Annotated in this window: 21 protein-coding genes and 1 tRNA gene; 7 read left to right on the forward strand and 15 right to left on the reverse strand. The window is 67.7% G+C overall.

Annotated elements, in window-relative coordinates:
* Positions 1-13: 13 nt before the first annotated feature.
* The 5 genes from hisF to hisB all read right to left on the reverse strand — a co-directional run bounded on the left by hisF (position 14) and on the right by hisB (position 3,570).
* The gene (hisF, locus tag C0R46_RS09430) at positions 14-793 is read right to left on the reverse strand and encodes an imidazole glycerol phosphate synthase subunit HisF (RefSeq protein ID WP_102959378.1); all 780 of its coding nucleotides are present in this window, start codon (positions 791-793) and stop codon (positions 14-16) included.
* 205 nt (positions 794-998) lie between these two features.
* Positions 999-1,733 carry a 1-(5-phosphoribosyl)-5-[(5-phosphoribosylamino)methylideneamino]imidazole-4-carboxamide isomerase gene (hisA, locus tag C0R46_RS09435; protein ID WP_102959379.1) on the reverse strand — a complete coding sequence of 245 codons (735 nt, stop codon included), beginning with the start codon at positions 1,731-1,733 and terminating at the stop codon, positions 999-1,001.
* 44 nt (positions 1,734-1,777) lie between these two features.
* Positions 1,778-2,431 (reverse strand): imidazole glycerol phosphate synthase subunit HisH, encoded by a 654-nt coding sequence (gene hisH, locus C0R46_RS09440; protein ID WP_102959380.1) that lies wholly within the window; start codon positions 2,429-2,431, stop codon positions 1,778-1,780.
* Position 2,432: 1 nt separating this feature from the next.
* Positions 2,433-2,927, reverse strand: coding sequence for a DUF2628 domain-containing protein (locus C0R46_RS09445; RefSeq protein WP_157944608.1), 495 nt, complete (start codon positions 2,925-2,927; stop codon positions 2,433-2,435).
* Positions 2,928-2,961: 34 nt separating this feature from the next.
* The gene (gene hisB, locus C0R46_RS09450) at positions 2,962-3,570 is read right to left on the reverse strand and encodes an imidazoleglycerol-phosphate dehydratase HisB (protein ID WP_102959382.1); all 609 of its coding nucleotides are present in this window, start codon (positions 3,568-3,570) and stop codon (positions 2,962-2,964) included.
* 203 nt (positions 3,571-3,773) lie between these two features.
* On the opposite strand from hisB, the gene hslV reads away from it, so the two are divergent.
* Positions 3,774-4,331 (forward strand): ATP-dependent protease subunit HslV, encoded by a 558-nt coding sequence (gene hslV, locus C0R46_RS09455; RefSeq protein WP_102959747.1) that lies wholly within the window; start codon positions 3,774-3,776, stop codon positions 4,329-4,331.
* 70 nt (positions 4,332-4,401) lie between these two features.
* On the opposite strand, the gene C0R46_RS09460 is transcribed toward hslV, so the two are convergent.
* Positions 4,402-5,175 carry a DUF72 domain-containing protein gene (locus C0R46_RS09460; protein WP_245413504.1) on the reverse strand — a complete coding sequence of 258 codons (774 nt, stop codon included), beginning with the start codon at positions 5,173-5,175 and terminating at the stop codon, positions 4,402-4,404.
* Between the two features lie 117 nt (positions 5,176-5,292).
* On the opposite strand from C0R46_RS09460, the gene C0R46_RS09465 reads away from it, so the two are divergent.
* Complete coding sequence (locus C0R46_RS09465; protein ID WP_102959383.1) at positions 5,293-5,544, forward strand: hypothetical protein; 252 nt, start codon at positions 5,293-5,295, stop codon at positions 5,542-5,544.
* 85 nt (positions 5,545-5,629) lie between these two features.
* Here C0R46_RS09465 and C0R46_RS09470 read toward each other — a convergent pair.
* Both C0R46_RS09470 and C0R46_RS09475 read right to left on the reverse strand, forming a co-directional pair.
* Positions 5,630-5,705, reverse strand: a tRNA-Ala gene (locus C0R46_RS09470).
* Positions 5,706-5,864: 159 nt separating this feature from the next.
* Positions 5,865-6,254: a TIGR02300 family protein gene (locus tag C0R46_RS09475; protein ID WP_102959384.1), complete on the reverse strand. Its 390-nt coding sequence runs from the start codon at positions 6,252-6,254 to the stop codon at positions 5,865-5,867.
* Positions 6,255-6,579: 325 nt separating this feature from the next.
* Here C0R46_RS09475 and aroA point away from each other — a divergent pair, with 325 nt between their 5' ends.
* The 3 genes from aroA to rpsA all read left to right on the forward strand — a co-directional run bounded on the left by aroA (position 6,580) and on the right by rpsA (position 10,575).
* Positions 6,580-7,965: a 3-phosphoshikimate 1-carboxyvinyltransferase gene (gene aroA / locus C0R46_RS09480; RefSeq protein ID WP_102959749.1), complete on the forward strand. Its 1,386-nt coding sequence runs from the start codon at positions 6,580-6,582 to the stop codon at positions 7,963-7,965.
* 5 nt (positions 7,966-7,970) lie between these two features.
* Positions 7,971-8,603: a (d)CMP kinase gene (gene cmk / locus C0R46_RS09485; RefSeq protein ID WP_102959750.1), complete on the forward strand. Its 633-nt coding sequence runs from the start codon at positions 7,971-7,973 to the stop codon at positions 8,601-8,603.
* A 274-nt stretch (positions 8,604-8,877) separates the two neighbouring features.
* Complete coding sequence (gene rpsA / locus C0R46_RS09490) at positions 8,878-10,575, forward strand: 30S ribosomal protein S1 (RefSeq protein ID WP_102959385.1); 1,698 nt, start codon at positions 8,878-8,880, stop codon at positions 10,573-10,575.
* Positions 10,576-10,768: 193 nt separating this feature from the next.
* On the opposite strand, the gene C0R46_RS20775 is transcribed toward rpsA, so the two are convergent.
* Positions 10,769-10,936 (reverse strand): hypothetical protein, encoded by a 168-nt coding sequence (locus C0R46_RS20775; protein WP_157944609.1) that lies wholly within the window; start codon positions 10,934-10,936, stop codon positions 10,769-10,771.
* Between the two features lie 249 nt (positions 10,937-11,185).
* Here C0R46_RS20775 and C0R46_RS09495 point away from each other — a divergent pair, with 249 nt between their 5' ends.
* Positions 11,186-11,707 (forward strand): hypothetical protein, encoded by a 522-nt coding sequence (locus C0R46_RS09495; RefSeq protein WP_102959386.1) that lies wholly within the window; start codon positions 11,186-11,188, stop codon positions 11,705-11,707.
* Positions 11,708-11,790: 83 nt separating this feature from the next.
* Here the strand turns inward: C0R46_RS09495 and C0R46_RS09500 are convergent, their stop codons facing one another.
* The 6 genes from C0R46_RS09500 to C0R46_RS09525 all read right to left on the reverse strand — a co-directional run bounded on the left by C0R46_RS09500 (position 11,791) and on the right by C0R46_RS09525 (position 16,622).
* A complete protein-coding gene (locus C0R46_RS09500; RefSeq protein ID WP_102959387.1) occupies positions 11,791-12,984 on the reverse strand; it encodes an aminotransferase class V-fold PLP-dependent enzyme in 1,194 nt (397 codons plus the stop codon).
* 39 nt (positions 12,985-13,023) lie between these two features.
* Positions 13,024-13,518: a RidA family protein gene (locus C0R46_RS09505; protein ID WP_102959388.1), complete on the reverse strand. Its 495-nt coding sequence runs from the start codon at positions 13,516-13,518 to the stop codon at positions 13,024-13,026.
* A 13-nt stretch (positions 13,519-13,531) separates the two neighbouring features.
* A complete protein-coding gene (locus tag C0R46_RS09510) occupies positions 13,532-14,338 on the reverse strand; it encodes an amino acid ABC transporter ATP-binding protein (RefSeq protein ID WP_102959389.1) in 807 nt (268 codons plus the stop codon).
* 4 nt (positions 14,339-14,342) lie between these two features.
* Positions 14,343-14,993 (reverse strand): amino acid ABC transporter permease, encoded by a 651-nt coding sequence (locus tag C0R46_RS09515; protein WP_102959390.1) that lies wholly within the window; start codon positions 14,991-14,993, stop codon positions 14,343-14,345.
* 1 nt (position 14,994) lies between these two features.
* Positions 14,995-15,657 carry an amino acid ABC transporter permease gene (locus C0R46_RS09520; RefSeq protein ID WP_102959391.1) on the reverse strand — a complete coding sequence of 221 codons (663 nt, stop codon included), beginning with the start codon at positions 15,655-15,657 and terminating at the stop codon, positions 14,995-14,997.
* Between the two features lie 83 nt (positions 15,658-15,740).
* Positions 15,741-16,622: a transporter substrate-binding domain-containing protein gene (locus C0R46_RS09525; protein ID WP_102959392.1), complete on the reverse strand. Its 882-nt coding sequence runs from the start codon at positions 16,620-16,622 to the stop codon at positions 15,741-15,743.
* 135 nt (positions 16,623-16,757) lie between these two features.
* On the opposite strand from C0R46_RS09525, the gene C0R46_RS09530 reads away from it, so the two are divergent.
* Positions 16,758-17,585 (forward strand): IclR family transcriptional regulator, encoded by an 828-nt coding sequence (locus C0R46_RS09530; RefSeq protein ID WP_102959393.1) that lies wholly within the window; start codon positions 16,758-16,760, stop codon positions 17,583-17,585.
* The last annotated feature ends 13 nt before the right edge of the window (positions 17,586-17,598 follow it).

Below are 17,598 nucleotides of genomic sequence, written 5' to 3' on the forward strand. Positions count from 1 at the left end.
GCGCGCCGGCGCCTCAGGCGTCGCGGCGCATCGGGATGCCGGCGGCGGCCATGTGATCCTTGGCCTCGGCGATCGTATGGGTGCCGAAGTGGAAGATCGAGGCGGCGAGCACGGCCGTGGCGTGACCGTCGCGGATGCCGGCCACGAGGTGATCGAGATTGCCGACGCCGCCCGAGGCGATCACCGGCACGCTGACAGCGTCGGCCACCGCGCGGGTCAACTCAATGTCGAAGCCGGCCTTGGTGCCGTCGCGATCCATCGAAGTCAGGAGGATCTCGCCGGCGCCGAGCGACGTGACACGGCGGGCGAAATCGACGGCATCGATGCCGGTGGGGGTGCGGCCGCCATGGGTGAAGATCTCGAAGCGCGCCGGCTCACCGGGTGCTGAGACGCGCTTGGCGTCGATCGCGACGACGATGCACTGGTCCCCGAACTTCTCCGCCGCTTCCGCGACGAACTCAGGCCGCTTCACCGCGGCGGTGTTGATGGACACCTTGTCGGCGCCGGCCAGCAGCAGACGGCGGATATCGGCGACCGTGCGCACGCCGCCGCCGACCGTCACCGGCATGAAGCACTGCTCGGCGGTGCGGGCGACGACGTCGAAGATGGTGTCGCGCTCGTCCGACGAGGCGGTGATGTCGAGAAAGCAGAGCTCGTCGGCGCCGGCGGCGTCGTAGGCTCGCGCGGCCTCGACGGGATCGCCGGCATCCACGAGCCCCTCGAAATTGACGCCTTTGACGACGCGGCCGTCCTTGACGTCGAGGCAGGGGATGATGCGGGCTTTCAGGGTCACCAGGCACCTCCGTGATGCCGCGCAGCCGCGGACATGGCGCGCGCAGCCATCATGCGCGGCGTTCCGTATCGTTCCGCGTTGCCATGGCTGCATTTGTCGCGGCGTCTTATGCGCGGGTCAGCGGGGACTCTGCAAGAGGCGGCGGGATGCAGCGGCATCCGCGGTGCCGGCGCCAAGCTCAAGCGGCTTCGTGCCGGCGCGGCCCTCAGCCCGCCAGGACCCGCAGCGCTTCGGCCGGATCGATGCGGCCGTCATAAAGGGCACGGCCGGAGATCGCACCTTCCAGGTGCCGCGCATCAGCCTCGGTCAGGCGCCGCACGTCATCCATCGAGGCAAGGCCGCCGGAGGCGATCACCGGGATCGATACGGCATCGGCGAGCGCGATCGTCGCCTCCCAGTTGATGCCGGCGAGAACGCCGTCGCGATCGATGTCGGTATAGATGATCGCGGCAACGCCGGCATCCTCGAAGCGGCGGGCAAGATCCACCGCACTCAGCTCGGAGGTCTCGGCCCAGCCCTCCACCGCGACCTTGCCGCCCTTGGCGTCGATGCCGACGGCGATGCGGCCGGGAAAGCGCCGCGCCGCGTCGCGTACCAGATCGGGATCGCGCACCGCGACCGTGCCGAGGATGACGCGGGCAAGGCCGGCGGACAACCAGCGCTCGATGTCGGCCATCGTGCGGATGCCGCCGCCGAGCTGCACCTTCATGCGCGTGCCGACGGCGGCGAGGATGGCGTCGACCGCCGCGGCATTCACCGCGGCGCCGGCAAAGGCGCCGTTGAGATCGACGACATGGAGGTGGCTGAAGCCGGCCTCGGCAAATTGGCGCGCCTGCGCGGCCGGGTCCTCGTTATAGACGGTCGCCTCCTCCATCAGGCCGAGCTTCAGCCGGACGCAGGCGCCGTCCTTGAGGTCGATGGCGGGGAAGAGAATGGGCATCGCAGCTCACGTGGGTGATGGAAGAGGCTGGCGGCCAGCGGCCTTCAGGGCTGCCAGCGCAGGAAGTTGGCGACGAGGGCGAGGCCGAGCGTCTGGCTCTTTTCCGGGTGGAACTGCGTACCCGCCTTGTTGTCTCGCGCCACGATCGCCGTGATCGGCCCGCCATAGTCCGCCGTCGCCAGAACGTCGGCCGGGTCTTCGGCGGCGAGGTGGTAGGAATGGACGAAATAGGCGTGGAGGCCGCGCTCGCCTGTCGGAATGCCGGCGAGGAGGGGATGCTCGCGCCGCGCCTCGATCGTGTTCCAGCCGATCTGCGGGATCTTCAGCTCGGGATCGTCGGGCGTCATCAGCGTGACGTCGCCGGGAATCCAGCCGAGGCCGGGCGTGACGGTCTTTTCGAGGCCTCGGCTCGCCATCAGCTGCATGCCGACGCAGATGCCGAGGAACGGCTTGCCGCGTCCGTCGACCGCCTCGTAGAGCGCCTCCGTCATGCCTTCGACGGCGTCGAGGCCGCGACGACAGTCAGCAAAAGCGCCGACGCCCGGCAGCACCACGCGATCGGCATTCAGCACGACCTCCGGATCGTCGGTCAGGATGATGCGCGTGTCGGAGCCGGCTTCCGTCGCCGCACGCTCGAACGCCTTGGTGGCCGAGCGCAGGTTGCCGGAGCCGTAGTCGATGATGGCGACGGTCTGCATGTCAGCGTCCGAAGTCGAGAAGGGTGGCCGGCGGCTGGCGCCGCAGCAGCGGGGCATTGGCAGGCGATGCCGGCGTGAACGATGGCTGCCCCTGGATCGCGAGAGCTGCATCGGCGGACGGTGCCGCCGGGGCGGAGTTGGCGGCGAAGTAGACGAGTTCCGCCTCGGCGCCATCGGCGGCTTCGAAGGCGGCCGTCTCGCGATAGCCGCGCCGCTGGAGCGCCGCGATCCGCAGGGCCGGTCCTTCCAGCGCGACGAGGAGCCCGAGCAGAGCAACGAGGCCGAAGCCAAGAAGCGGCGCGCCGAGCTGGTTGCCGGTGAGGATGAAGGCGATCGTCAGCGCCAGCGCGACGACGCCCTCAAGCCAGAGTGCGTAGCGCCACAGCCAGATAGCGGGCAGCAGCACGGCCCAGCCGGATAACCGATCGCGCACGAAGACGGCGCGCTCGCTCGGCGCCTCCACATCCGCCGGCTCCAGCACGACGAAGCGCGTCACGGCCGGCGCCTCAAGGAAGGGCCAAGCGCGGGGCTCACGCCAGCGTGCCCTTGGTCGACGGCACCAGATTGGCCTGCCGCGGATCGATGGCAACCGCATCGCCCAGCACCCGCGCCACCGCCTTGAAGCAGGTCTCGGCGATGTGGTGGGCGTTGCCGCCATAGAGGTTCTTGATGTGGAGCGTGATGCCGGCATTGATCGCGAGCGCCTGGAAGAACTCGCGCACCAGCTCGGTGTCGAAGGTGCCGATCTTGTCGCGCGAGAATTTTGCATCGAACACGAGGAACGGCCGTCCCGAGACGTCCACCGCGGCGCGCGTCAGGCATTCGTCCATGGCAAGGTCGAGCGAGGCATAGCGGCGGATGCCGCGTCGCTCGCCGAGCGCTTGCCGGATCGCCTGGCCGAGCGCGATGCCGGTGTCCTCCACCGTGTGGTGGTCATCGATATGGAGATCGCCATTCGCCTCGACGGTGATGTCGATCAGCGAGTGGCGGGCGAGCTGCTCCAGCATGTGGTCGAAGAAGCCGACGCCGGTCCTGACGTTGGCGCGCCCCGTTCCGTCGAGATCCACCCGCACGCGGATCTTCGTCTCGCTGGTGCCGCGCTCGACGCTGGCATCACGCCGCCCCGCCGTTTCGCCCATCAAACCGTCTCCTTGCCGATGTTTCGGGCTCTTAGCACATCCGTGCGGTCGATAAAGCGTGACAGAGCTGTTGGGTCAGGTGTCGGCGCACGTCCTGCGCCGTTGGCATGGTGCGAGCCAAGCCCCACATGTGGGCCGATCGGCCGCGGCCGCTGCTTGGATGAAGGGCGGCGCGGACCGGATGAGAAGGACAGAAGATGAGCATGGAAAAGCACGATCCGGCGCAGATGTACTCCACCACCATCGTTACGGTGCGCAAGGGCGGCAAGGTGGTGATCGCCGGCGACGGCCAGGTTTCCCTCGGCAACACCGTGATGAAGGGCAATGCCCGGAAAGTTCGCCGCATCGGCAAGAACGGCCAGGTGATCGCTGGCTTTGCCGGCGCAACGGCCGACGCCTTCACGCTCCTGGAGCGGCTGGAGGCCAAGCTCGAGCAATATCCCGACCAGCTGATGCGCGCCTGCGTCGAACTCGCCAAGGACTGGCGCACTGACCGCTATCTCCGGCGCCTGGAGGCGATGATGATCGTCGCCGATCCCAAGGTGACGCTGACGCTGACCGGCAATGGCGACGTTCTGGAGCCCGAGGAAGGCATCATGGCGATCGGCTCGGGCGGCAACTATGCGCTCGCCGCCGCGCGGGCGCTGGCCGACACCGACTTCGGCGCCGAGGAGATTGCCCGCCGGGCCATGAAGATCGCCGGCGACATCTGCATCTACACCAACGGTAACGTGGTGATGGAGACGCTCGACGCCGCCTGAGGGTGAGGCGGGCAACGCGGGCATGGTGCACCATGCAGTCTGACGATGATGGGCGGCACGCCTCGCATCGTCAGCCCTGCGTCCGTTCGGCGAGATGCGCCTCTACCGCCAGCGCGTCACCGAGCGCGGCGCCCGCCGCCGTGTTGTCGAGGATGATCCATACGGGCGTGCCGGCCGCAGCGTGGCGGCGCGCCTTCTCGGCGAGACGATCCAGCACCTCCGGCTCATAGGCCGAATAGTAGATGCGCGGCGATCCGTGCAGGCGAAGGTAGACGAGGCCGGGCCAGCCGCCCGGTCCTGCCGCGTCCGGTACCGGTGCAGGGTCGGCTGCAACGCGAGCGACCCTAAACACGGTGAGGAGTTCATCGACGGCGGGCGTAAACCAGCTGCCGTGGCGTGGCTCCAGCGCCACCAGGCCGTCATGGCGCTCTCGCAGAATGCGCAGGAAGGCGCCCGCAGCCGCAGCATCGAAGGCAAGGCTCGGCGGCAGCTGCAGGAGCAGGACCCCGAGCTTGTCGCCAAGGCCGGCGGCCTCGCCGAGGCAGCGCTCCAGCGGCTCTGCAACATCGATCAGCCGCGCCTCGTGCGAGATCGCCTTCGGCAGCTTCACGGCAAAGCGAAAATCATCCGGCACCGAATCGGCCCAGCGCTGATAGGTCGTGCGCCGGTGCGGCCGGTAGAAGGAGGTGTTGATCTCCGCGGTAGCCATATGGCGGGCGTAGCGCTCGAGATGGCTGCCGGCGCCGGGAAAGCGCTCCGCATAGGGAGCCGGGATCGACCAGCCAGCGGTGCCGACGCGGATCAGCCGCATGTCGGCCTCGATGGGGATGACATCGCCGGGCATCCGTCGGGCGAGAGGCGGCTTAGAAAGCGGTCCGAATACATTTCGTCACAAATTCATATGCAACGGTCTGGCTGCCTTACCGCTTTCGATGCCACCAGAACAGCAGCAGGAAATCTCATGACCAAGTTCATGTCCATCGCGCTCGCCGCGGCTCTCCTTGTTCCCTCCATTGCGAGCGCCGAGACCGTGACGCGCATCGTTCGCCACCACAACAGTGCCGGCATCACGCATGTTCGCGATATCAAAGTGAAGCCGAAGGTGGTGAAGCAGCATTGCGAGACGCGGCGGATCAAGGTGCGCAGGCATGGCCGTGTCGTCATCAAGACCGAGCGCGTCTGCAAGCCGGTGTCCCGGCATCATCACCGCTGAGTCGTGGCCGCGTCGCGCCGCATGATCAGCTAAAGCTGCCGAAAACAAAAAGGGGCCGGCGCGAGCCGACCCCTCTGAAGAGAAATGGTGGAGCCAATCGGAATCGAACCGACGACCTCTTGAATGCCATTCAAGCGCTCTCCCAACTGAGCTATGGCCCCACGTGGCCGGCTGAACCGGCCTGCGGTGCGGGCCGTTTGGGGCGGCCTGCTTCGCGGTTGGGCGGGTCTTAATGAAGCCCGCCGGCAAGATCAAGCGAATTTCCGCCGGCGCTGGAGCGAAGCTGTCGCGCCGGTCCATGACAGTGCGGTGAAAGGCCCTTAAGCCTCGTCGTCCTCGTCGCGGCCACCGCCAATGATGTCGGTCATGTCGTCGTCTTCCTCATCCTCTTCCAGGAAGACGTCGTCATCGGCCGCTTCGTCGTCGCCGTCATCGTCGATGTCGCTGATGTCGTCGCCGCCGGCTTCTTCATCGGCCTCGACCTCGGACAGCGAAACCGTGTTCGGCGTCGCCTCAACCTCGACGGTCTCGGTCTCGGCCTCCTCGTCATCGTCGGGAGCCGCGGAACGGCTGGCCGAGACGCCTTCGAAGAAGGAGATCGGATACGACTTGCCGGTATAGGGCGAGACGATCGGGTCCTTGTTCAGGTCGTAGAACTTGCGGCCCGTTTCTGGGTCGACGCGTTTGGTGCCGAGTTCGGTCTTTGCCATGGTTGCCTCGTCTGGATCGGCGGGACGGCGCCTGCCGAAGGCGGCCCCTTGCGCATGCTCGTGTGCCCGAAATGCCGCCGGCGGGGCCGGAACGCGCGGCTGAACGCGCCGCAGGGCCGTGCCGGGAAAAACGGTGGTCCCTTACGGCCTCGTTTACGCCTTGTCAAAGCAGGCTCGGCGGCAGAATCAGTGCGGGTGCACGTGACCGCCGCCGCCTTGCGTGATAACGCGGCGGCACGAGCGGGAACGGCTGCCGGCGAAGACGAACGGCGGCGGGGATGCGGCTCGCGGCCCAGTGCCGCGGCTGTTGGAAGAGGTGATCGGTATGGCTCACGAGGCGACGGCATCGCGGCCGTTGAAGGCGGTCGGCGGCGGCGCGCTCCGCGGCACGGCCAAGGTGCCCGGCGACAAGTCCATTTCGCACCGGGCCTTCCTGTTTGGCGGCATCGCTGCCGGCACGACGCGCGTCACCGGCCTCCTCGAAGGCGAGGACGTGCTGGCCACCGGCCGAGCGATGCAGGCGATGGGTGCCCGTATCCGCCGCGACGGCGCGGCCTGGATCGTTGACGGCGTCGGCAATGGCTGCCTGCTGGAGCCGGAGCAGCCGCTCGATTTCGGCAATGCCGGCACCGGCGCGCGGCTGACCATGGGCCTCGTCGGTCCGTATGATTTCGGCACGACCTTCATCGGCGATGCCTCGTTGTCACGCCGGCCGATGAACCGCGTGCTGGATCCCTTGCGCGAAATGGGCGTCCAGGTCGTCGGCCGCTCCGGCGGCCGCCTGCCGCTGTCGCTGCATGGCCCGAAGGTGGCCGCGCCGATCGAGTACCGCGTGCCGATGGCCTCTGCGCAGGTCAAGTCGGCGGTGCTGCTGGCCGGCCTCAACGCGCCGGGCGTCACCACCGTCCTCGAGCCGGTGATGACGCGCGACCATACGGAAAAGATGTTGGCCGGCTTCGGAGCCGCCATCGAAGTGGTGACGGAATCCGGCGGCGTGCGGCGGATCAGCCTGGAAGGGCAGGGGCGGCTCACCGGCGTCGCCGACTTCCGCGTGCCGGGCGATCCGTCTTCCGCCGCCTTCCCGATCGTTGCGGCAATCATCGTGCCGGGCTCCGACGTCACCGTCGAGAACGTCCTGATGAACCCGACCCGCACCGGCCTCGTCGAGACGCTGATCGAGATGGGCGCCTCCATCGAGATCCTGAACCGCCGCTCGGCCGGCGGCGAGGATGTCGCCGATCTCCGGGTGCGCCACTCGGTACTCTCCGGCGTCACGGTGCCGCCCGAGCGCGCGCCGGCGATGATCGACGAATATCCGGTGCTGGCGATCGCGGCTGCTTTCGCAGAGGGTGAAACGCGTATGCTTGGCCTCGACGAGCTGCGGGTGAAGGAGTCCGACCGTCTCGCTGCCGTCGCGGCGGGTCTCGCCGCCAACGGCATCGCCCATGAGGAGGGCCATGACTGGCTCACCGTCACCGGCAATCCCGATGGGCGCGGCGTCAGCGGCCGGCCCTATGGCGGCGGCACCGTCGCGACCCATCTCGACCACCGCATCGCCATGAGCTTCCTCGTTCTCGGCCTTGCCAGCGGCGAGCCGGTGACGGTCGATGACGCCCGGATGATCGCGACGAGCTTCCCGGAATTCGAGCCGCTGATGAGCGGGCTCGGCGGGCGCTTCGAGGCGGCGGCCATGGGCGGGCCTGCCGCGTGAAAGCGCTGACGATCGCGATCGACGGACCGGCCGCGGCCGGCAAGGGCACGCTCGCCAAGAAGGTCTCGGCCCATTACGGCCTGCCCTATCTCGACACCGGCCTGCTCTATCGGGCGATCGGCCGGCGCGCCTTCGACAAGGGCGTCGACCTCGATGATCCGCAGGCGGCCGGGGAGATCGCAAGGACGCTGAAGCCGACGCATCTCGACGACGGATCGCTGCGCGGACGCGAGGCCGGCGAACTCGCCTCGCGGGTTGCCGTGCATCCGAGCGTGCGCGCGGCGCTGACCGACTTCCAGCGTGCCTTCGCGGCGGGGCCGGAGGGCGCCGTTCTCGATGGGCGCGACATCGGCACGGTGATCCTGCCCGATGCGCAAGTGAAGATCTTCGTCACGGCCAGCCCCGAGGTGCGGGCCCGCCGGCGCACCGACGAACTCTCGGCAAAGGGCCGGGCCGTCGATTACGAGCGCATCCTCGCCGAGGTGCGCGAACGCGATGCCCGCGACGCCGGCCGCAGCACGGCACCGCTCAAGCCGGCACCGGACGCGCACTTGCTGGACACCAGCGAATTGGATATAGAGGCCGCGTTCCGGGCCGCCTGCGAGTGGATCGATCGGCATCGCCTGGACGGAGCTTGAGGGCAGCCTTCACGGAAGGCCTGCCCTTTTCGTCTGTGCGGAAGCGGGCGCCGATCGTGCCTCAATCCCGTGCCTGACCGCTTCGCGCATTGAATGAACTCTGCTTACCGGCCGGTCCGCCGCGCCGAACGCCGTCCGTTTCCGCCCTTGGCGAAGGACGGCGGGTCCATCTGGAGCCTTCGTGCGACCGCTGGACCGGACTGCCGGCAAGCACCCGCAACGCTGACCCAAGGCGCGCCGCCTTCCCAATGTGGAGGGCCTTCAAGGAGAAAGAATGTCTAACGCAAGCCCGTCCCGCGATGATTTCGCGTCGATGCTCGAAGCCTCGTTCCATGACAACGATGTCGCCGAAGGCGCCGTGGTCAAGGGAACCGTCGTCGCGATCGAGAAGGACATGGCCGTCATCGATGCCGGCCTGAAGGTCGAGGGCCGTGTCGCCCTCAAGGAATTCGGCGGCCGCACCGGCGGCGAGCTCAAGGTCGGCGACATCGTCGAGGTCTATGTCGAGCGCATCGAGAATGCCCTCGGCGAGGCCGTCCTGTCGCGCGACAAGGCTCGCCGTGAGGAGAGCTGGGTCCGCCTCGAGGTCAAGTTCAACGCCGGCGAGAAGGTCGAAGGCCAGATCTTCAACCAGGTCAAGGGCGGCTTCACCGTCGACCTCGACGGCGCCGTGGCCTTCCTGCCGCGCTCCCAGGTCGACATCCGTCCGATCCGCGACGTGACGCCGCTGATGAACACGCCGCAGCCGTTCCAGATCCTCAAGATGGACAAGCGCCGCGGCAACATCGTCGTGTCGCGCCGCACCGTGCTCGAGGAGAGCCGTGCCGAGCAGCGCTCCGAGATCGTCCAGAACCTCGAAGAGGGTCAGGTCGTCGAGGGCGTCGTCAAGAACATCACCGACTACGGCGCGTTCGTCGACCTCGGCGGTATCGACGGCCTGCTGCACGTCACCGACATGGCCTGGCGCCGCGTCAACCATCCGACCGAGATCCTGCAGATCGGCCAGACGGTTCGCGTCCAGATCATCCGCATCAACCAGGAAACCCACCGCATCTCGCTCGGCATGAAGCAGCTCGAGGCGGATCCTTGGGAAGGCATCGGCGTCAAGTACCCGATGGGCGTGAAGGTCTCCGGCCGCGTCACCAACATCACCGACTACGGCGCGTTCGTCGAGCTGGAGCCGGGCATCGAAGGCCTGATCCACGTTTCCGAGATGAGCTGGACCAAGAAGAACGTCCATCCGGGCAAGATCCTGTCGACCTCCCAGGAGGTCGAGGTGGTCGTGCTCGAGGTCGATCCGGTCAAGCGCCGCATCTCGCTGGGCCTCAAGCAGACCCTGCAGAACCCGTGGGAAGCCTTCCGCGATCACTTCCCCGTCGGCGCGATCGTCGAGGGCGAGGTCAAGAACAAGACCGAGTTCGGTCTGTTCATCGGTCTCGACGGCGACGTGGACGGCATGGTGCACCTGTCCGACCTCGACTGGAACCGTCCGGGCGAGCAGGTCATCGAGGAGTTCAACAAGGGCGACATGGTCAAGGCGCAGGTTCTCGACGTCGACGTCGAGAAGGAGCGCATCTCGCTCGGCATCAAGCAGGTCGGCGGCGATCCGTTCGTCGATGCGGCTGAAGCCGGTGAGATCCGCCGCGGCGCCATCGTCACCTGCGAGGTCACCGACGTGAAGGACGGCGGTCTCGAGGTGAAGATCGTCGACAGCGACCTGACCTCGTTCATCCGCCGCGCCGATCTCGCCCGCGATCGCGACGAGCAGCGCCCCGAGCGCTTCTCGGTCGGCCAGAAGGTCGATGCACGCGTCACGCAGTTCGACAAGAAGGCCCGCCGCATCGGCGTGTCGATCAAGGCGCTGCAGATCGCGGAAGAGAAGGAAGCGGTCGCCCAGTACGGCTCGTCCGACTCGGGCGCCTCGCTCGGCGACATCCTCGGCGCCGCCCTCAAGGGCCGCGACTCCGAGTAAGAGGCCGGCCGGGCAACCGGCCCCTCAACGCCATAAGAAAGGGCCCGCGGGAGCGATCCCGCGGGCCTTTTGCTGTCGGCATCATGCCGCCTATCGCCGCTCCATAACCTCGGCCATGCGGCAGTCAGAGAGCGATGGACTTGCCGCTGCGACAAGGCGGATCAGCCGCTGACATATGACAGCTCTAAGCCGCTCAGCCGCCGACGTCCGACGGCTTGGAAACGGCCGCTGCGGCCGCGGCGACATCGACGCCCGGATCGGCGGCGCCTGGCTTCTTGCCCGGCTTCTTGCGCGCCATCTCCATGTTCTGCGCCTCCATCGGCGTCACCTGCGTATCGGGTTTCTTCGGAACCTCGCCCATGGCGTCCTCCTGCCGTGCCCTGCCGGAAAGACGCGAGGCGCCCGCGACGGGTTCCGCGATCCACGGTCGAGCTGCCGGCACGCGTCAGACGCGACGCCGCAGCGATGCGTTAACGCCGTGTTGACCATGGCGCGCAATTTGCGCCGTTCCGCCCTGCAACCGCGGTTCTACCGGCCCGTTTCCCGCCGAAGCTTAACCGAGGCTTGAGCCACCCCCGTCAGGATCGCGCTCAAGGCACAACCGGACGGCATGCGCGTGGACACCGCCTCGACCTTCAAGGACGATCTCGACTTCGGCGAGGTACTCGACCAAGTGGCGCGTGCCGCCCGCGACGAGGAACCCGTCATCAATCTCGCCGTGCGGCGCCCATCCGGCGTCTGGCGTATCGTCGGGGCGGCTGCAGGCCTCTTTGCGGTCCGGCGCGAAGCCGCCGATCGGGCCTATTTCGCCGATCGCGAGGTGCCGCCGATCGACGCCGATCCGGTGCCGCTGGACGAAGTGGTCCCGCCGGCAGGCGAGAGTGAGCCGGCCGAGCCTCCGCTTGCGGCTGCGGCCGAGATCGACCCCTCCCGCTTCAGCACCAATGCCGAGGACGTGGCGCGCGAACTGGGCCTGAAGCCGGAGCTGAAGCTGCGCGACCTTCGCCGCATCCGCCGCACCTTTGCGGCGGACAATCACCCGGACCGCGTGCCGGCCGAGTGGCGCGAGGCCGCCAACCGCCGCATGACCATCGCCAATATGATGATCGACGAGGCAATTGGCAGGAAATAGCCGGCCCGCCCCCGCCTGCCGTCGCCGGTCGGGCGGAGCACTCCGAACGCGCTACCCCCCTCAGCTTGGCATCGGCATAGCGCTCAGTCCGGCCAGGCGAGCAATGCGGCGCTGTTTTTGCGCGGCACCATCATGGCATTGGCTGGTCTCGTCGGCGCTTCCAGGAGCGCGACGAGCGCCTCGGCCACCGTGTGTTCCTCGCCGGGATGCAGATTGCACGGATCAAGGAAGAAATGGCCGCGCTCCACCTCGTGGTTGCGCACCATGATCGGCGGCGAGGCGCTCGCGAGCGCCGCCGCCAGGCCGGCGGCGGTGTAGCCGCTGTCCGGACCGACATCGACCTGCAGCCGGTCGAGCGGGTTGTTCGTCGGGTCCGGGATCACATAGGCATCGATGCCCGGTCGTCCGGCGAGAGCGGCCCGCCACACCTCGAGCGCCGCCTCCTCGCGACGGCGGATGCCAGCATGGTCGCGCTTTTCCCAGGCCTCCAGCGCGGCCATCGCGCCGGCGACCGTCTCCTTGCCGACCTTCATCGCCCGCGCCAGCCCGCGGTTCTGCAGATAGGCCGCGCGGACCAGATCCTTGCGGCCCGCGACGATACCGCTGGTGGGTCCCCCCAAGAACTTGTGGCCGCTGTAGATGACGACATCCGCGCCGCGCGCGAGAAAGCCGGTGAGGTCGTATTCCGACGCCGCGTCGACGATCACCGGCACGCCCTTCTCGTGGCAGATGGCCGCAAACTCCTCCAGCGACAGCATGCCGTACTGCACCGAATGATGGGTGACGACATAGAGGCCGGCCGCAGTGCGGTCCCGGATCGCCTCACGCACATGATAGTCCTGCGTGATGCTGACGGTGCCGGCGGGCACCACGGTGGCGCCGGCAAGCCGCGCCGACTGATCGACCGGCGCGCCGTAGTTCACGATGTGGCCGAGCTGGACGATCACCTCGTTCTTCAACCCCTCGATATCGTCCGGCAGACGCTCGATGGCGAGGAGGTTCGTGCCCGTCATCGTGCCGGCGACAGCCATGGAGATGCCGGCCGCGCAGCAGGCGGTGATGAAACCGGCCTCGCCGCCGGTCAGCCGTGCGACGACCGTGTTGGCCTTGCGCTGCAGGTCGTCCATCTCAACCCACTGGCTGGCGATCTCGCTCATTGCCTCGATCGCTTCAGGGACGATGATCGAGGCGCCGAGCGCCGTCATTGTGCCAGAGACGTTGATGATCGGCCTGAGGCCGAGGCGCTGGCGGATCGGTTCGTTCGGGCGGTAGGTCATAGTGGCGGTCCTGGTTCGATGAGGACGGTCGAGCGGGCTCTACGCCGCGATCTCGATCACGGCCTCGATTTCGACGCTGATATTGCCGGGCAGCGAGCCGACGCCGATCGCCGAGCGCGCATGTGCGCCGATCGGGCCGAACACCTCCATGAAAAGGTCCGAGCAGCCGTTGATGACCCGCGGGTGGTCGCCGAAGTCCGGTACGGCATTGACGAAGCCGAGCAGCTTGACGATCCGGGTGACGCGGGAGAGATCGCCGAGCGCGGCATGCATCACGCCGAGGAGGTTCAGCCCGGTCAGACGGGCATGGCCATAGGCCGCCTCGATCGAGACCTCGCCGCCGACCTTGCCGGTTTGGAGAACGCCGCGTGCATCGAGCGGCCCCTGGCCGGAGAGGAACAGCAGCTGCCGGCTTTCCACGAAGGTGACGAAGTTGGCGATCGGGCTCGGGGGCGCCGGAAGGTCGAGCCCGAGGGCGGCGAGCTTGGCGTAGGGCGACGGCGCTGCCGCCGTCTCGGGGGTCGAGGCTTGCAACGGATTTCAGCTTTCAGAAGTGCGAGGCGCGGAAGCGGGCCAGGAAGGCGCCGAGCCGCTGGTTGTGCGAGGCGGCGGCAAGCACCTCGGACGGCGGACCGGCGGCAGCGACCTTGCCATCGGCCATGAAGACGATGCGGTGGCTGGCATCCCGGGCAAAGGCGATCTCGTGCGTCACCATCAGCATGGTCATGCCTTCGGCGGCCAGACTCCTCACCACCTCCAGCACCTCGCCGACGAGCTCGGGATCGAGCGCCGAGGTGATCTCGTCGAGAAGCAGGATCTTCGGCTCCATGGCGACGGCGCGGGCGATGCCGACGCGCTGCTGCTGGCCGCCGGAGAGTTCGCCCGGCAGGCTGTCGGCCTTGTGGCCGAGACCGACGCGCGACAGCCAGTGCTCGGCCGCGGCGCGCGCCTCCGCCTTGCTCTTGCCGCGCACCTTGCGCAGGCCCAGCATGACGTTCTCGGCGGCGGTGAGGTGCGGGAAGAGGTTGAAGCTCTGGAACACCATGCCGGTGTCGGCCCGGATGCCCGCAAGCTCGCGCTCGCCGCGGCGAACGCGGCCTCCGGCGTCCTTGTAGCCGACCTCCCGCCCGTCGATCCGGATGGAGCCGCTGTCGTAGGTCTCTAGGAAGTTGACGCAGCGCAAGAGCGTGGTCTTGCCGCTGCCCGAGGGGCCGATCACGGTGACGACCTCGCCTTTGGCGACGCCGAGATCGACCGAGCGCAGCACCTCCACCTTGCCGAAGGATTTGGTCAGGCCCTCGATGGCGAGAAGCGGAGCATGTGTCGCCGCGCCGCCCTGTGTGGACTGGATCATCGGCTCACTCCCGGATGAAGGCATAGCGTCGCTCCAGCCGCCGGCTGAGCGAGGACAGCGCGTAGTTCACGAGAAAATAGATGACGGCGCCGAGGAGGTAGAGCGGCAGCGCGTCGTAAGTCCGGCCGATCACCTGGTTGATCGCGTGCATCAGGTCGGTGACGCCGAGCAGCGAGACCAGCGCGCTGCCCTTCACCGCGTCAGTGACGCCGTTGACGAAGGGCGGCAGAAAGCGCCGCGTCGCCTGTGGGAAGATGACGTAGCGAAGCCGCGCCGCGAAGGTGAGGCCGATGGCCTTTGCCGCCTCCGCCTGCCCGGCGGGGATCGAGGCGATGGCGCCGCGCACATATTCTACGACTTGCGCCACCTTGAAGAGGGTGAGCGCCAGGACGGCCGCGGCAAAGGCGTCGAGCTGCAGCCCGATTGCCGGCAGGCCGTAATACACGAAGAAGATGAGGACGAGGATCGGGATGCCGCGGATCGTGTCGCTGAAGATGCGCACGGCAAGGCGCAGCGGCAGCGGCCCATAGACGAGGCCGACGCCCAGCGCGACGCCGACGACGAGCGAGATGACGACGACCAAGCCCGACACGGCAAGGGTGATCAGGAAGCCGTGCCAGAGGAAGGGCAGCGCGTAGAGGATCTGGCCGATCATCTCAGCGCACCCTGAACCGGCGCTCGACCAGCCGCAGGGCGAAGAGCAGCCCGTAGCCGGTGACGAGATACATGGCGGTGACGACGAGATAGACCTCGACGATGCGGAACGTGTTGAAGTTGATCCACTGCGCGCCGTAGGTCAGCTCCGGCACGGCGATGACCGAGGCGACGGACGTGTCCTTGAACAGCGAGATGAAGGTGTTGGAGAGCGCCGGCAGGGTGATGCGGATCATCGTCGGCAGCCGGACGTGGAAAAAGCGCTGCCATGGCGTCAGGCCGATGGCCTTGCCGGCGTCAAGCTGGCCGCGCGGCACAGCCTCCAGCCCGGAGCGGAACACCTCGACGAGATAGGCGCCGCTATAGATGGACAGCGTCGCGACGAAGGAGGTCGGCGCGTCATAGGCAAGATTGAGCGCCTTCGGCAGGCCATAGAAGACGAGATAGACGAGCAGGATCAGCGGCACGTTGCGGATGAATTCCACATAGGCGCCGATGACGGCTCGCGCGACGCGGCCGGCCGAGACGTACCAGGTGGCCAGCACCAGCCCGATCACGATGCCGATGGCGATCGACAGCACGGCCAGCTCGAGGCTGAGGATGAGGCCGCCCCACAGCTTGTCGAAATGCCGCCAGATCAGGTTGAAGTTGAGATGGTAGCCCATGCGCCCCCGAGATGAGCCCTAAAGCCGTGCGATCGGCCGGCGCTGCCTGCGCCGGCCGCTGGATGAGCGGGTCGGACCCGCCGTCAGATGGTCGGGAAGCCCGGCACGCGCGCCGGCGCCTCGAGGCCGAAGAAGTCCTTGAAGGCCTTGTCGTAGAGGGCGGTCTCGTGGCCGAACATGCCGACCGTGAAGGCGGTGTTGACGAAGCTCAGCCAGTCGAGATCGCCCTGCCGGAGCGCTGCGCCGTAGAGCATGGTGTTCCACTGCTTGCCGGCGTCGAAGTAGCGGTCGGGGTTGCGGGCGACGAGCCAGCGCACGGTGGACAGGTCGACCGCGGCGGCATCGACGCGCTGCGACTCCAGCGCCTGCAGGACGTTGGCCTGGGTGTCGATCTGCATCACCTGCGCCTCCGGCAGGACGGCGTGGACGGAGTTCTCCGCATCGACGTTCTGGAGGATCGAGATGCGGGCCTCCGCGCCCTTGGCCTTCATCTGGTCGAAGGTCTTCACCTCGGCATCCGGCCGCGACAGGAGGGCGACGCCCTCGACATAGTAGGGCCGGGAGAAATTGATGAGCTGGGCGCGCTGCGAGCTCATGGTCATGAACTGGATGGAGACGTCGACCTTGCCGGTGGTGACGTTCGGGATGCGCTGTGCCGGATCCTGCAGCACGAACTCAACCTTGCTCTCGTCGTCGAACAGCGCCTTGGCGAGGATGCGGCCCATGGTGATGTCCATGCCGACGAGCTCGCCCGCCTCGTTCTCGAAGTGCCAGGGCGCATTGGTGCTGCCCGTGCCGACGAGAATGGAGCCTCGGTCAAGGACGGTGCGAAGGAGACTGTCGGAGGAGGCCTGCGCCGCCGCCTGACGCACGGAGGTCGTCGAGGCCGCCGCAGCAAGGCCCGCCGTCGCGAGGCCGGCCGCACCGAACTTGAGGAATTCCCGTCGCTTCGAGACGTCGTTCATGCCAACCTCCATGCGCCTGAGCAAGCAAGGTCGTTCCGCTCGATGGCGCGATCGAGCCGGCTTGCCGAATGGTGTTGTCTCTTGTAATGGACAAGTGTCCGTTGTTAGGGACAAGCTTACCACTGGGAAAATCCGATGCAAGAGCCTTTGGTGCTGCAGCAGCAGGCAGGGAGCGCCGATCGTGCCCCCGTGCCGGCGGCGTCGAGCCGCGAGCGCAGTCTCGACCGGGTGGTGCAGATGCTGGATTTCCTCCATGCGCACGGCTCGCCCATCGCTGTCGCCGAGCTGTCGCGGCAACTCGGCGCGCCGCGGTCGACGACCTACAACCTGGTGCGCTCGCTGACAGAGGCGGGGCTGCTGGAGGAGACGGACGGCCGCGTCTTCTTCGGTAAGAAGCTCTACCTCTACGGCATGGATTACAGCCGGGAGAACGCTCTGGTTCGGCGCGGGCGCGAGGCGGTGGACCGGCTGTCGCGCGAGACCGGCGAGACCGCCGAGCTCTGCACGCTGCAGAACGGGCGCTATACGATCATCTACATGTGTCCGGGCACACGGCCCTTCCGCATCAGCTCGGCGGTCGGCCTGCAGATTCCGCTGCCCTGGACAGCATCCGGGCGGCTGCTGCTGGCGGGCTCGGACCGCGCGGCGGTGGAGGCGCTGGTGCCGGAGGCCGACCGCTTCCTGCCGGACGGCCGGCGCGTCGAGCTCGACGATTTCATCGCCTCGATCGAGGAGGCCGACCGGCTCGGCTACTGCATCACCTCAGGTCTGGTCGACGCCGTCACCATGTGCCTGGCGGCACCTGTCTATGACGAGAAAAGCCGGGTGGAGGCGACGCTCTGCTTCGTGGTGCCGATCGATACGTCGAAGACGCGCACCGACGAGCTGCTGTCGCGGCTGCTTGCAGAAGCCCGCCAGGTCTCGCTCGGCAGCCGCGAGGCGCAAGGCAGGCGAGGCAGCTGAGAAAGGTCGGTCG

Origin of the sequence: Mangrovicella endophytica (genome assembly GCF_002893625.1) — a bacterium.
Classification (GTDB): Bacteria; Pseudomonadota; Alphaproteobacteria; order Rhizobiales; family Rhizobiaceae; genus Mangrovicella; species Mangrovicella endophytica.

Coding starts and splice junctions, on each gene's coding strand:
- C0R46_RS09510 (WP_102959389.1), bottom strand. CDS start 14,338: ATGATCCAGTCCACACAGGGCGGCGCGGCGACACATGCTCCGCTTCTC.
- C0R46_RS09465 (WP_102959383.1), top strand. CDS start 5,293: ATGACCAAGTTCATGTCCATCGCGCTCGCCGCGGCTCTCCTTGTTCCC.
- hslV (WP_102959747.1), top strand. CDS start 3,774: ATGGAAAAGCACGATCCGGCGCAGATGTACTCCACCACCATCGTTACG.
- C0R46_RS09500 (WP_102959387.1), bottom strand. CDS start 12,984: ATGACCTACCGCCCGAACGAACCGATCCGCCAGCGCCTCGGCCTCAGG.
- rpsA (WP_102959385.1), top strand. CDS start 8,878: ATGTCTAACGCAAGCCCGTCCCGCGATGATTTCGCGTCGATGCTCGAA.
- C0R46_RS09520 (WP_102959391.1), bottom strand. CDS start 15,657: ATGGGCTACCATCTCAACTTCAACCTGATCTGGCGGCATTTCGACAAG.
- C0R46_RS09515 (WP_102959390.1), bottom strand. CDS start 14,993: ATGATCGGCCAGATCCTCTACGCGCTGCCCTTCCTCTGGCACGGCTTC.
- hisA (WP_102959379.1), bottom strand. CDS start 1,733: ATGCCCATTCTCTTCCCCGCCATCGACCTCAAGGACGGCGCCTGCGTC.
- C0R46_RS20775 (WP_157944609.1), bottom strand. CDS start 10,936: ATGGGCGAGGTTCCGAAGAAACCCGATACGCAGGTGACGCCGATGGAG.
- hisH (WP_102959380.1), bottom strand. CDS start 2,431: ATGCAGACCGTCGCCATCATCGACTACGGCTCCGGCAACCTGCGCTCG.
- C0R46_RS09475 (WP_102959384.1), bottom strand. CDS start 6,254: ATGGCAAAGACCGAACTCGGCACCAAACGCGTCGACCCAGAAACGGGC.
- C0R46_RS09495 (WP_102959386.1), top strand. CDS start 11,186: ATGCGCGTGGACACCGCCTCGACCTTCAAGGACGATCTCGACTTCGGC.
- C0R46_RS09530 (WP_102959393.1), top strand. CDS start 16,758: ATGCAAGAGCCTTTGGTGCTGCAGCAGCAGGCAGGGAGCGCCGATCGT.
- C0R46_RS09460 (WP_245413504.1), bottom strand. CDS start 5,175: ATGCCCGGCGATGTCATCCCCATCGAGGCCGACATGCGGCTGATCCGC.
- C0R46_RS09525 (WP_102959392.1), bottom strand. CDS start 16,622: ATGAACGACGTCTCGAAGCGACGGGAATTCCTCAAGTTCGGTGCGGCC.
- hisB (WP_102959382.1), bottom strand. CDS start 3,570: ATGGGCGAAACGGCGGGGCGGCGTGATGCCAGCGTCGAGCGCGGCACC.
- aroA (WP_102959749.1), top strand. CDS start 6,580: ATGGCTCACGAGGCGACGGCATCGCGGCCGTTGAAGGCGGTCGGCGGC.